Origin of the sequence: uncultured Arcticibacterium sp. (assembly GCF_964021845.1) — a bacterium.
In the GTDB taxonomy this organism is placed as follows: domain Bacteria; phylum Bacteroidota; class Bacteroidia; order Cytophagales; family Spirosomataceae; genus Arcticibacterium.
Map to the genome: position 1 here is coordinate 1 of NZ_CAXHZC010000006.1, position 12,653 is coordinate 12,653.

Annotated in this window: 11 protein-coding genes; 5 read left to right on the forward strand and 6 right to left on the reverse strand. The window is 37.3% G+C overall.

Annotated features, from left to right (window positions below; genetic code table 11):
- Positions 1-353: 353 nt before the first annotated feature.
- On the forward strand, positions 354-1,994 hold the full coding sequence (locus AADJ06_RS16140) for an OmpA family protein (protein ID WP_341227520.1): 1,641 nt from the start codon (positions 354-356) through the stop codon (positions 1,992-1,994).
- A gap of 43 nt (positions 1,995-2,037) precedes the next feature.
- Entirely contained in the window at positions 2,038-2,478 is a 441-nt protein-coding gene (locus AADJ06_RS16145; protein ID WP_341227521.1) for a peptidylprolyl isomerase, read from the forward strand.
- 100 nt (positions 2,479-2,578) lie between these two features.
- Here the strand turns inward: AADJ06_RS16145 and AADJ06_RS16150 are convergent, their stop codons facing one another.
- The 3 genes from AADJ06_RS16150 to AADJ06_RS16160 form a co-directional block, all read right to left on the reverse strand.
- Positions 2,579-4,927 (reverse strand): glycosyl hydrolase family 28 protein, encoded by a 2,349-nt coding sequence (locus AADJ06_RS16150; RefSeq protein WP_341227522.1) that lies wholly within the window; start codon positions 4,925-4,927, stop codon positions 2,579-2,581.
- A 121-nt stretch (positions 4,928-5,048) separates the two neighbouring features.
- On the reverse strand, positions 5,049-5,879 hold the full coding sequence (gene kduI, locus AADJ06_RS16155; protein ID WP_341227523.1) for a 5-dehydro-4-deoxy-D-glucuronate isomerase: 831 nt from the start codon (positions 5,877-5,879) through the stop codon (positions 5,049-5,051).
- A 19-nt stretch (positions 5,880-5,898) separates the two neighbouring features.
- A complete protein-coding gene (locus tag AADJ06_RS16160) occupies positions 5,899-6,660 on the reverse strand; it encodes an SDR family oxidoreductase (RefSeq protein WP_341227524.1) in 762 nt (253 codons plus the stop codon).
- A gap of 242 nt (positions 6,661-6,902) precedes the next feature.
- On the opposite strand from AADJ06_RS16160, the gene AADJ06_RS16165 reads away from it, so the two are divergent.
- Complete coding sequence (locus tag AADJ06_RS16165) at positions 6,903-7,913, forward strand: LacI family DNA-binding transcriptional regulator (protein ID WP_341227525.1); 1,011 nt, start codon at positions 6,903-6,905, stop codon at positions 7,911-7,913.
- A 2-nt stretch (positions 7,914-7,915) separates the two neighbouring features.
- On the opposite strand, the gene AADJ06_RS16170 is transcribed toward AADJ06_RS16165, so the two are convergent.
- From AADJ06_RS16170 to AADJ06_RS16180, 3 genes are read right to left on the reverse strand one after another with little or no spacing between them, the layout of a single operon-like run.
- Entirely contained in the window at positions 7,916-8,347 is a 432-nt protein-coding gene (locus AADJ06_RS16170; RefSeq protein ID WP_341227526.1) for a nuclear transport factor 2 family protein, read from the reverse strand.
- A 45-nt stretch (positions 8,348-8,392) separates the two neighbouring features.
- The gene (locus AADJ06_RS16175; protein ID WP_341227527.1) at positions 8,393-9,550 is read right to left on the reverse strand and encodes an acetylxylan esterase; all 1,158 of its coding nucleotides are present in this window, start codon (positions 9,548-9,550) and stop codon (positions 8,393-8,395) included.
- A 1-nt stretch (position 9,551) separates the two neighbouring features.
- Positions 9,552-11,096 (reverse strand): alpha-L-arabinofuranosidase C-terminal domain-containing protein, encoded by a 1,545-nt coding sequence (locus AADJ06_RS16180; RefSeq protein ID WP_341227820.1) that lies wholly within the window; start codon positions 11,094-11,096, stop codon positions 9,552-9,554.
- A gap of 207 nt (positions 11,097-11,303) precedes the next feature.
- On the opposite strand from AADJ06_RS16180, the gene AADJ06_RS16185 reads away from it, so the two are divergent.
- Positions 11,304-12,176 carry an acyl-CoA thioesterase II gene (locus tag AADJ06_RS16185; protein WP_341227528.1) on the forward strand — a complete coding sequence of 291 codons (873 nt, stop codon included), beginning with the start codon at positions 11,304-11,306 and terminating at the stop codon, positions 12,174-12,176.
- Complete coding sequence (locus AADJ06_RS16190; protein ID WP_341227529.1) at positions 12,173-12,646, forward strand: hypothetical protein; 474 nt, start codon at positions 12,173-12,175, stop codon at positions 12,644-12,646. Before AADJ06_RS16185 ends, AADJ06_RS16190 begins: the two co-directional genes overlap by 4 nt.
- The last annotated feature ends 7 nt before the right edge of the window (positions 12,647-12,653 follow it).

Genomic DNA, 12,653 nt, shown 5'->3' on the forward strand with positions numbered 1-12,653 from the left:
TCCGCCCTCTTTGTAACGGGAGTGCAAAGGTAAAACAATTATTACCAATAGCAACACCACAAACACATTTAAAAATACACTCTTCCCCTAATACTCTTAAAATCAAGTAAAAAACAAGCTAACTAAATTTGACATTTATACTTTTACTTTAAATCGTTATACTATCTTATTTGATTTACACATACCACTTTTGACGAAAATAATAGACAAATACAGAAAGATGTGCTTTTAAAACAGTATTAGTAGAGCCTTTGATTAACAAAAAAATTGTTCATTTGTAACATAGAGCATACCATAGATTCTAATACTATATATACTATATCTTCGTTTTGAGGACAATCACTACATATTTCATGAAGAAAATTTCATTCCTTATCCTTTTTACTCTGTGTACCAAAAATGCCAGCTCTCAAGAATTACAAAAGCTTGGGTCTTCTATTAATACAGAATACAACGAGATACATCCCGTAATATCACCAGATGGTGAATCTCTATATTTTGTAAGAGTTAGCCATCCCTCCAACAATCATGGAAAGAGCGGGAGCAATGATGTTTGGTATACACAACATAGATCTGATGGAAGATGGTCTATTGCCAGAAAAATGCCAAATACGATTAATAAAGATAAGTATAATGATTTGTTCAGTATTTCACCCGACGGAAACACCGTTCTTATAAGAGGAGTATACAAGAATGGAAGAAAACAGAATGAAGTAGGTATTTCTAAATGTCAGAAAACGAAGACAGGCTGGACTCAACCTGAGAAACTAGATATTCCTAAACTAGATGCTATGTGTAAGGGTCAATATTTGTCGGCCTTTTTAACAAATAATGGTAAGGTCTTGATTCTTGGCTTTGCAGAAAAAAAGAACAGTAAAGATGACGACCTATATATAAGTAGTCTTGGGAGAGATGGTAAATGGAGTAAACCTGAAAGCTTAGGGCCTGATATTAATACGGGAAGTAGCGAAACTACTCCTTTCCTAGCCTCAGATGATTATACCTTGTACTTTGCCTCTGATAGAAAAGGTGGTCAAGGTGGTTCAGATATTTGGGTAAGTAAAAGAAGCGATAGAACATGGAAAAAATGGTCAACCCCGATAAACCTTGGAGAAAAAATAAACTCCCCTGAAGACGATTACTACTACTCTATTACTGCCACAGGAGAATATGCTTACATGACCACAAAAAGCGAAACTATAGGTAAGGGCGACATTATAAGATTTAAACTTCGCGACAATTCAGAAAGTGAAGAGGTGGTTGGTGCTCTTCAGTCATCTAACAATGAAATTGCCAGTAAAACTACCAAACCAAAAACTAAGGAAGAGTTAGAAAAAGAAAAACTTGACGCCTTAACATCTCCAAACCCTGTGGTTATGCTTAGCGGAAAAGTGATTGACACCAAAACACAGCGACCAATTGAGGCACGTATTATATATGAAACATTTCCAGGTGGTGAAGAAATTGGCGTAGCAAATACAAACCCTACAACAGGTGAATATAAAATAGTACTGCCATACGGCCAAATGTACACTGTAAGGGCGGAAGCGAATGATTTTATTGCTATTGGTAAAAACATTGATCTTACGGAGGTAGGCTCCTTTAAGGAAATCAAAGGTGAGAACTTGGAGTTGGCTCCATTATTAGCAGGGGTTACGGTGGCCATGAGTAACATTTTCTTTGAATTTGCTTCAGCAAATCTTGAAAAAGAATCCTTTCCGGAGCTTGATAGACTTGCCGGCGTTTTATTAGCAAATAAAAACATGGCGATTGAGGTACAAGGGCATACTGATAATGTTGGTTCTGCTGAAGCTAACCTTAAACTTTCGCAGGCTCGAGCTAATTCTGTACGTGATTATCTGTTAACTAAGAACGTGCCGATTGAAAAAGTAGCCAGCGTAGGAATGGGTATGGGAAAGCCAATTGCCTCAAATGCTACTACCGAAGGACAGGCTAAAAATCGTCGTGTAGAATTTATTATTACCAAAAAGTAAATCTTTCTACCTTTGCGGCTTCATATAAAACTAATACTGAAGGATGAGCAAAGCACAGATGATAACCGAAAAAGGTACGATGGTCATAGAATTTTATGACAATGATGCCCCACTTGCTGTAGAAAATTTCAAAAAATTAGCCTCAGAAGGCTTTTACGATGGTTTAACTTTTCACAGGGTAATTCCTAACTTCATGGTACAGGGTGGTTGCCCAAACGGTATTGGGAATGGTGGACCGGGTTATAACATCCCTTGTGAACTAGATGGTGAGCTTCAATATCACGACAGAGGTGTACTTTCTATGGCACATGCTGGGAGAAACACTGGTGGTTCTCAATTTTTTATCTGTCATAGCAGAACTAATACTGCTCACCTAGACAGAAACCATACTTGTTTTGGTAAAGTAATAGAAGGTGTGGATACCGTTGATGATATCAGACAAGGCGACAAGATTGAGAAAATTGTCATTTTAGAGGAAGCTTAATTCTACAAGTACCTCTTTTGTTCATATTGGACACAGCAATATATAAGAAAAGCTAGCTTCACGGCTAGCTTTTCTTATTATGACACAAATTTCAGAAGGTTCACTTCCACTTTACAGAATTTTTGGAAGCTTTGTTTAAAAATATCGTCTTTTGAAGAGCTCCTTCTTTTGATGTATTTCTTATTTCTACTCCTTTAGTGTTGGCTCCATTTACTTCCATGAAAGTTTTCTTGTTCCGTCCATAGTTTAACTTGTCAATATTTAAACCGTCTACATTGTTAAGCTGCACTACGGTTTTACTCGAACTTGTCAAATTAACATTGACCAAATCAATATTCTTAACTTCAGTAAGTTGGATTCCGCTGTTTGACGTGATATTGAAATTTGAAATGGTAACATTCTCTATTTGTGCTTCAGGAATTCCTCGCATCATAATAGCAGCCTCCGCTCCTTTACAATAAACCCTATCAATCAGGAAGTTTCTAAAAATAGGGGTTCCCTCATAAAAGGGTTTTGTCTCAATAGGTGGAAGTCCGTGGTCTTCTCCAATTAAAGCCACTGGGTCTTTAGCTGCGTAATACATATTAAAACGTATAGCTTCTCCTAGAATGTTATTCATATTAATATCGGAGATGAATATATCTTCAACAATTCCACCACGGCCACGGGTTGTTTTAAACCTCAATCCTATATCTGTCCCGAGGAAATTGCAATTATTAACAAATAGGTTATTCACTCCACCAGACATTTCTGAACCAATCACAAAACCTCCATGCCCATGATACACTGTAGTATTTCTAACTATAAAGTTTGAAGTAGCTACTCCACGTTCTCTTCCTGAAGCATCTCTACCTGATTTAATGGTAATGGCATCATCTCCTGTATCAAAAGTGCAGCCCTCTATTATTCCATTTGTACATGATTCCACATCTAAAGCGTCATTGTTTTGACCGTACCACGGATTCTTTACATTTACATTTCTAATAATTAAGTTTTTGCAAAGCAATGGGTGTAAAGTCCAAGCTGGAGAATTTAAAAACGTAACTCCTTCTATAAATATATTTTTACAGTTGGTTAAACTCACCATATTAGGTCTCAAGAAATCTTTGATAGCTTCATAATCGGCTTTTGTTTTACCTTTTACTTTTTGATTCGTCCATTCTCTATTTTCATTTCCATACTTTGATTGCTCTGAGGGATACCACGCTGTTTTTTTCTCATCCAAAACACCACCTGACTTAATAAGTGCAGCCCATTGAGATTCTGTCATCTTCGATTTCTTAACCTGTTTCCACACCTGGCCTGCTCCATCCATTATTCCTTTCCCAGAAATAGCAATATTGACCAAGTTAACTCCCCATATAGGTGCATGACTTCTGTAAGCGTCTAGCCCCTCCCAAGTTGTTTCTACCAACGGATAATCGTCTCTGTTATCTGAAAACTGAACAAATGCACCTTCCTCTAAATGAAGGTTGACATTACTTTTTAAGTCAATAGGCCCTGAAAGCCAAAAGCCTTTTGGAATTAGTACTACCCCACCACCATTTTGCGAAGCTACCTCAATAGCCTGATTAATGGCCGTATGGCATAAAGTAAGACCACCACTTTCTGCACCATACTTTACAATATTTAATGTGTCTTTTTTAAAAGCTGTCTCATTAACCGTAGGTAACTCATAAGCATACTTGGTTGGATAAGGTGATTTTAGTAAAAAATGTCTTAATGGATGGCTAAGGGCCATTAATTCTGCAGCAGCCATTTTGGACATTAGCTTTGCCCCGTAAGGCGTAAAATGAGTATTGTCAACTAAGCCATCTGGAAATTTGTCATAAACACCCGGCATAACATGCATAAAAAGGTCTTTTGAGTCTTGAACACCCATTTCTTTCAGCAATTCCATGCTCTTTTGATGCATGTCAATCATAGGTACATTAAGCTCTTTGGCCAGTTCATGAACCACCAAAGGGTAGTCTCCGTGTTGATCTATGAAGTTTCCGCTTTCGTCAAACTTCCTTCTACTTACAGGAGTAAGTAAAATTGGAATAGCTCCTTTGGCTTGAGTTTCCTTAACATATCGCCTTAAGTTCTCTTTATAATCGGTGTGCGGGGCGGCATACCTGGCAGGGTCACTTTCTTTTTGATCATTATGACCAAACTGGATAAACACATAATCTCCTGGTTTTAACTGTTTATCAACCTCAGCCCAATGGCCTAAATCACGAAAGCTTTTAGTACTTCTTCCGTTTCTAGCATGATTTTGAATTTCTATTTTGTCTGTAAAGAGTTCATGAAATACTTGCCCCCAGCCTGTCTCTGGAGCATCGTACACCTTTTTATTTGCCATGGTGCTATCGCCAATCATGAAGATAGTCAATGCCTTTTTATCTGTAGATTTAAACGCAGTTATCACAAAAAAGCATAGTAATAGATAGACACTTTTTTTTATCATATCAATAGGGTAAAGTTTAAAAAGATTGTTTTGATGGTACTAAGAATTTAGTACCAACGGCTTAACTCTCGGGGAGTCTAAAAAAAAGACTACCCCATAGATACGAGATAGCCTTTTAAAATTATTTTAAAGAATTGAGGGGAATGTGATCCATGTCAGTAAAGTCTTTATTTTCCCCTGCCATAGCCCATATGAAAGCATAATTAGAGGTACCACTTCCAGAATGAATAGACCAAGGTGGAGATATGATAGCCTCTTGGTTTTGAACCCAAAGGTGTCTTGTTTCGTCTGGTTTACCCATAAAATGCATTACACCTTGATTTTCTGGAATATCGAAGTAGCAATAAATCTCACTTCTTCTATCATGCGTATGAGCTGGCATGGTATTCCATACGCTACCCGTATCTAAGGTAGTTAGCCCCATTACCAGCTGACAACTCATTAGTCCATCATTATGGATATACTTATAAATGGTTCTTCTGTTTGATGTTTCGGCAGAGCCCAAAGTTACAGGAAGAGCTTCTTCTTTAGTATAAGAAGCATTAGGATAAGTATGATGTGCTGGAGCCGATAACAAAAAGAATTTGGCAGGGCTAGCGGGATCATTTGAAGAAAAAACAATACTCTTTGTTCCTTTTCCTAAATATACACAGCCTAATTTGTCTAACTTAAAAACTTCACCGTCTGCAGTTACTGTTCCTGAGCCACCGATGTTAATTACGCCTAGCTCGCGTCTTTCTAAAAAAAACTCACTTTTAAAATCTTCTGGTGCCTCTAGTGCTAAGTCTGCTTTGACAGGACTGGCACCACCGGTTACCATTCTGTCATAATGTGTGTAGGTTAATGTAATTTCATTTTCTACAAACAGGTTTTGAATCAAAAAGTTTTCTCTTAACTCTTTGGTGTTCATTCTCTCTACCTCTCTTGGGCTAGATTCGTATCTTGAGTTCATTTATCTTTATATTTTATTTTTATCTGCCCATCCAACCACCGTCTACGGTAAGAATGGTTCCGTGTACATAATTTGAAAGTTCTGACGCCAAAAATAAAGTTGGACCCGCAAAATCTTCAGACTCTCCCCATCTTCCTGCAGGAATTCTGTCTAATATTGACTTACTTCTCTCTGGATTATTTCTTAAGGCTTCTGTATTATCCGTGGCTATATAACCTGGGGCTATAGCATTTACATTTACACCACTACCTGCCCATTCATTTGCAAAAGCTTTTACCAAACTTCCTATTGCTCCTTTGCTGGCTGCATAGCCTGGTACGGTTACACCACCTTGGAAAGTCAATAAAGAAGCAGTAAAAATCACTTTTCCTGATTTCCTTTCAACCATTTCTTTTCCAAATTCTCTGGTAAGGATAAATTGTGCATTGAGGTTAATGTCTATTACTTTATCCCAGTATTCATCTGGGTGCTCTGCAGCAGGTTTTCTAAGAATAGTTCCTGCATTATTTACCAGAATATCAATAATTGGGTGATCAGCTTTAGCAGCATTTACAAACGCATACAAAGCATCTCTATCTCCAAAATCAGCTTGATAAGCATAAAACTTTCTTCCCATGCCCTCTACGGCAATTTGGATATCACTACCCTCTAACTCTAAACTGGCCGAAACTCCAATAATGTCTGCACCTGCAGCAGCTAGTCCTTCTGCCATAGCAAACCCAATTCCTCTCTTACATCCTGTAACTAAGGCTACTTTACCACTAAGGTCAATTTTTGTCATTGTTTCTCTTTATTTTCTGCAAATCCAATAAAAAACTGGACTAATACAAGATTAGGTAATAGGTGAAAGTATGCCTAACATATCTCTTGGTTTTTTTGTGCAATCGATATCGGGAACGTTGCCACTATTTTTTTTTATTATATTAATCGTAGAATTGACATTTAATATTAACCAAAAGATCATACTTGACGTTGTATTTTACGATATTTACAATTACTAAATCATTCTAAACAAATTTTTTATTGGAAACTATAACCATTAAAGACATAGCAAAAGCCTTAAACCTTTCTACATCCACGGTGTCTCGTGCAATAAGAGGTAGTTATGAGATTAGCGATGCTACAAAAAAACTGGTTTTAGATTATGCGGAAAAAGTCAATTATAGGCCAAATCCAATTGCCCTTAGCTTACGCGAAAATAAAAGTAGAAGCATAGGAATCATTGTTCCAGAAATTGCCAATAACTTTTTTTCTAATGCCATTAATGGAGCCGAAGATGTAGCACAAAAAAGAGGCTATCACGTTATGATATTTCAAACAAGGGAGTCTGACCTTAAAGAGAAGGCTTGTTTGGAACATGTACTTTCGAGAAAACTAGACGGTGTACTTATTTCTCTTTCTGGTAGCACACAAGATTATACTTATTTAGAACACCTACTTAAAGGTGAATTTCCGATGGTTTTCTTTGACAGGGTACCTGATGGAGTTAAGGCAAACAAAGTAGTAGCGAATAACTTTCAAGGTGCTTTTGATGCTACGGAGCATTTGATTAAAACTGGTAGAAAGAGGATTGGCCATATTACTAGCCCTCCTATTTTATCAATTACCCAAGAACGATTAGCTGGTTATAAGGCCGCCTTGGAGAAATACAATATTCCTTTTAATGAGAATTTGGTGAAATTTATGGAGTTTGATTACAGTATAATTGCTGAAACTATCAAAAAACTCATAAAAGAAGAAAACCCAGACGCTCTTTTTACAGCAAGTGATAGATTAGCATTAAGCTGCTATGACGCCATTAAAAGTCTAAATGTTAAAATACCTGAAGAGGTTGCGGTAGTTGGTTTTACAAATCTAAAAGTAGCTAACCTGCTGAGTCCATCAATGACCACAGTAACCCAACCGGCTTTTGATTTAGGTGCCGAGGCTGTTAATATTCTGATTGACAATATTGAAGGAAACAAAAGAGATATGGCTTTTAAAAAGTTAGAACTGCCAACTTCCTTAGAAATCAGGGCTTCTTCTAAAATATAAGGTTATTTTCTCCTTACCGACTGTCTAGCTAAAAGTACCCAGCCTTTCTTTTGTTTTTGCCATACCGTCATGATATGGAGCTTAACCTCAGCCGGATTACCACCATCTAACGTTTTAGCGTATAAATCATGACGTACAATAGCCGTCTTTCCAAGTGTTTCAATCGTTTGGTTTGATAATTCTATTTCGGTGAAATTTGATGCTTTAGACACCAATGCTTCAACAAACTGATCTCTATTTTCAAGTTTCCCATCAGAATGGCCGTAAGTCAACTTAAAATGAGTAATAGCTGTTAGACCAACTTTAGTAGGTTGCACCATTAATTGGCGTAACTCCTCTACACTTTTTTCAAGATTTGGGTGCTGTGCATTTGCAAAACCACAAATAGATAAGAATAAAATAACTAGAAACGATGTTGTTTTTGTTTTGTTCATTTTGGATAGGGTTATTAATGCTGTTTAAATTTAATAGGAATAAGCTTAATAAGCATCTATAGCCATCATTAAAGCTATATTCCCCATGGCTGCATTGGCAGGTCTCGGGTGCTCTTGATTAAAAACGCTTAGCTCCTCTGAAGGGAGAATGGTGTTTTTTGATTCATCAAAGCTATCATTAATCAAAACCTGAACTGTATTTAGACTTAAATGTTTTGCTAAAAAAGCATAAGCCGCTTGTCTTTTTGAAGGGCCGTAATCATGTTTTTCGTTCGCCAAGTGTACATTTTCTATATTTTGCTTCGCATCAAAAAAATGGTAAATCCTTTTAATATGAGGTATTGCAACTTCAGGATTATGTTGTGTCCAGTCTCCACCATCTGAAATGAGTAGAAGTGGTTTGGGGGCAAAACAAGCCGCTATTTCCACATTAGAGGTTTTATGATGTTCTCTTACGTGAATAGGCATACCGCTCTCACACTGACAACCACCAAAAAAGTAAGAAGAAACCATAACTACAGGCACAGAAACACTAATTCTGTCATCTAGAGCCGAAAGTAAAAAAGTTTGTGTTCCGCCACCAGATTCTCCTGTCATGGCAATCTTGCTGGCATCAACTTCAGGTAATTGTGAAAGAAAGTCTAAAGAACGCACGCCAGTGATCAGTTGACCCTTGAGTACATTTCGAATTTTATGCTCCGCTTGTTTCATGTCGCCCTGCCCTACCATATCATACGCAAAAACTACTGCTCCCATTCTAGCCAAAGTGGCACAGCGTTGCTGTGTGTATTCTTTAAAACGTGGGTCTACTCCATGGCCATGTGGGCAAAGTATTCCTGGAACCTTACCTTTGATATTAGTTGGTTTGTAGAGGTTTCCTGAGACATAAACACCTTTAAAGGCTTCAAAGAATACATTCTCGACAGTATAGCCGGCAAAGGTCTTTTTAGAATGTATGGTAGCATTGACCTTCTGATTCCTTATCAAGTTGTCAATTTCCGCTCCGTCTAAAATCCCTTTTCTTATTTCTTCCGCTCTTGATTGCCATTCCTCTTTATTTTGATACAAAGCAGCTAGTTTCGCATGCTCCGCTTTTCCTTCTTCTGGAGTGAAGTAGGCTCCTTGGCGAAGCTCAAAATTGTTTTGAGCAAAGCACCAAGTTGTGATAAAAAGTAGTGTTAGAAATAATTTGATTGTTTTCATGTTAATTTAATTCCAACACCAAAACAGAAAAAGGCGGGACTACTACATCCATTTTATTATTGATAAGTTTAGCTCCGTTGAATTTCTTAGGTGTTATTTTATTAGGCTTGGCAAATGTATTATGGTCTTGAATGCTAGGTGAAGACAAAATTCTTCCAGAAACATCCTTAAAATTTTCGCCCCTCATATCAAGACTTATCTTGTGGCTTTTATTCATATCAATATTTACAACGGAAACATGCACTTTCCCACTAGCATCTTTTGATGCAGAAGCAGAAATAGCAGGAAGCTTTTTATCACCAAAAACGTAATCCTCTGTTTTCAGGTAAACAGGAATTTGTACAGCATCTTGATGAATTTTATACATTTCCATTACATGATAAGTTGGTGTTAAAATAATACGCTCTTCGTCTGTAAGAATTACTGCCTGAAGCACATTAACCACCTGAGCAATGTTTGCCATTCTCACTCTATCAGCGTGATTATTAAAGATATTAAGCGTCATTCCGGCTATCATGGCATCACGCATAGTGTTTTGTTGATAAAGAAATCCACCATTAGTTCCGGGTTCTACATTATACCAGCCACCCCATTCGTCTACCATCATGGCTACTTTCTTTTCAGGGTCATACTTATCCATAATAGTGGAGTGTCCCTGTACTAATCTTTCCATATCCCATGCTCTAGACATGGTAGTGAAGTACATATTCTCATCAAACTCCGTGGCCGAGCCTTTATCTGCCCAGTCTATTACTGAATAATGATGTACTCCTATTCCCTCCAACATTTTGTGAGGAATGTCTCGCATCATTACTTCGGTCCAGTGATAATCATCGTCAGATGCTCCAGAGGCTATTCTAAAAAGTTTCTCTTTTGAGTCCCAGCTAGTGTTTACGTAAGTGGCATATCTTTTATAAAGGTCTGCATAATATTCTGCAGTCATATTTCCACCACAACCCCATGTTTCGTTCCCTATTCCCCAGTATTTTACTTTGAAAGGTTCTTCATGACCATTTTCTGCACGCAAATCTGACATTGGGCTTTTGCCAGAAAAATTCATGTACTGTACCCATTCAGACATTTCTTGAACACTTCCACTACCTACATTTGCAGAAAAATAAGGTTCAGTACCGAGCTGACGACAAAGCTCCATAAACTCGTGGGAGCCAAAGGAGTTATCTTCTGTAACATTTCCCCACCAGGTATTCACAATGGTTGGTCTGTCTTCTTTTGGACCAATCCCGTCTTTCCAATGATAGGTATCTGCAAAACATCCGCCAGGCCATCTCAAGTTTGGGATATTTAAGTTTTTTAGTGCCTCCACCACATCTGTTCGCATTCCATTAATATGTGGCACCAGTTTATTTTCTTCGCCAGCATAAAGTCCTCCATATATACAGCGACCCAAATGTTCTGAAAAATGCCCATAAATATGTTTATTAATAATAGTCTCCCCTAAATCTGTATTCAGGACAATCTTGTTTTGAGCAGGAGAAAGAAGCGGTATGCACAGGAATATAAATAAACCAAATGCGTAATTTTTAATAGGATTCAAGGTTAAATTAATTGGGTTGAAGTCACAATTTATCTATTAAGTCTAGATATACCAAGATTTTCAATCGGTTGGCTTGATAATAAATCCTATTTAGACCTTAAAAAAGCAGAGTCAAAGAAATGCCGTAATTTTGAACTTCATTAACAAAATAAAATTCTACGACAGTAGAAACAAATAAAACATAACTTCAACAACGAAATGAAGGACATCAATCAACTTATAGAATTAATTGAATTAAAGGAACTCTCACCAAATGTTTATGTGGGGCAAAATTATCAAGCTCCGTGGAATAGGGTTTTTGGTGGCCAAGTGCTTTCTCAAGCCGTAAGTGCCGCATATAAAACAGTACCAAAAGATAGATTTGCCCACTCGATGCATGCCTACTTTTTATTGGCTGGTGACATATCTATTCCTATTCATTACGAAGTGGAAAGTGTAAGAGATGGAGGAAGTTTTAGCACTAGAAGAGTGGTAGCCAAACAAAATGATGTTCCCATTTTTATTACTTCCATATCTTTTCAATCTAAACAAGAGGGATTTGACCATCAAATTGATATGCCAAACGTGGTAGGTCCTGAAGGTTTAAAGTCTGATGAAGATTTGGTAAACAAATACAAACTTTTTGTTCCCCAAAATATTCTTCAATCTATCAAAACACGCCCTTTTGAATTCAGACCTGTTGAGAAATTGAATGTTTTTGACAGAAGTACCAAACCTCCTTACAAACACATTTGGTTTAAAGCGAAAGAAAAAGTAGAAGGCGGACTGGATGTACATCAGACACTATTAACATACGTTTCTGATTATAATCTTTTAACCACTGCCACCTTACCACATACTAAAGGTCCTATTCCTAAAGATTTGTTTATGGCCAGTCTTGATCATGCTATGTGGTTTCATCGTGATTTTAGAATTGATGAGTGGATGCTTTACGCCTTGGACAGCCCAAGTGCTTCTAATACGCGTGGATTTACTAGAGGAAATATCTTTACTCAAAAAGGTAAACTGATAGCTTCTGTTGTTCAAGAAGGTTTAATAAGAAAGGCTAAAAAAAAGGGGACTTTTAAATGAAAAAGGTCACAAGTTTACTCTTTCTAGTTGTTCTTCTTACCTCCTGCAATAATCAAGCAAATACTGGTAAAGCCAAAGCTGAGTCTTTAACAGAACTTACCGAAGAAGTACAAAAAACGATCAATCTTTCAACGTTTCAAGAAAGTGAATTCCCTGATGCCATTGATGGCTGTGCTTGCTATTTTAAAGAAAAAGGGAAAGAAAGTGCAGGTTACGTTTACGTAGATGACTTTTCTCGAACTGGTTTTATCAAAATCGGTGACACTTTTGAAGAACTTGAAATTTATGAAGCCCACAATGAAAATGGCTTTGTAAAACATAAATGCCGAGCCGAACACTATGGAGTCGATATGGAATTAACAGAAATAGGCCATGAAGATGAAACATGGGAATATGAAGGCACCATGGAAATTAACAAAATAGACGGCAGCAAAATAACACTCCAGATAATTGGAGAATGCGGCTGTTAATAGTATT

Coding starts and splice junctions, on each gene's coding strand:
- AADJ06_RS16140 (WP_341227520.1), top strand. CDS start 354: ATGAAGAAAATTTCATTCCTTATCCTTTTTACTCTGTGTACCAAAAAT.
- AADJ06_RS16145 (WP_341227521.1), top strand. CDS start 2,038: ATGAGCAAAGCACAGATGATAACCGAAAAAGGTACGATGGTCATAGAA.
- AADJ06_RS16150 (WP_341227522.1), bottom strand. CDS start 4,927: ATGATAAAAAAAAGTGTCTATCTATTACTATGCTTTTTTGTGATAACT.
- kduI (WP_341227523.1), bottom strand. CDS start 5,879: ATGAACTCAAGATACGAATCTAGCCCAAGAGAGGTAGAGAGAATGAAC.
- AADJ06_RS16160 (WP_341227524.1), bottom strand. CDS start 6,660: ATGACAAAAATTGACCTTAGTGGTAAAGTAGCCTTAGTTACAGGATGT.
- AADJ06_RS16170 (WP_341227526.1), bottom strand. CDS start 8,347: ATGAACAAAACAAAAACAACATCGTTTCTAGTTATTTTATTCTTATCT.
- AADJ06_RS16175 (WP_341227527.1), bottom strand. CDS start 9,550: ATGAAAACAATCAAATTATTTCTAACACTACTTTTTATCACAACTTGG.
- AADJ06_RS16185 (WP_341227528.1), top strand. CDS start 11,304: ATGAAGGACATCAATCAACTTATAGAATTAATTGAATTAAAGGAACTC.
- AADJ06_RS16190 (WP_341227529.1), top strand. CDS start 12,173: ATGAAAAAGGTCACAAGTTTACTCTTTCTAGTTGTTCTTCTTACCTCC.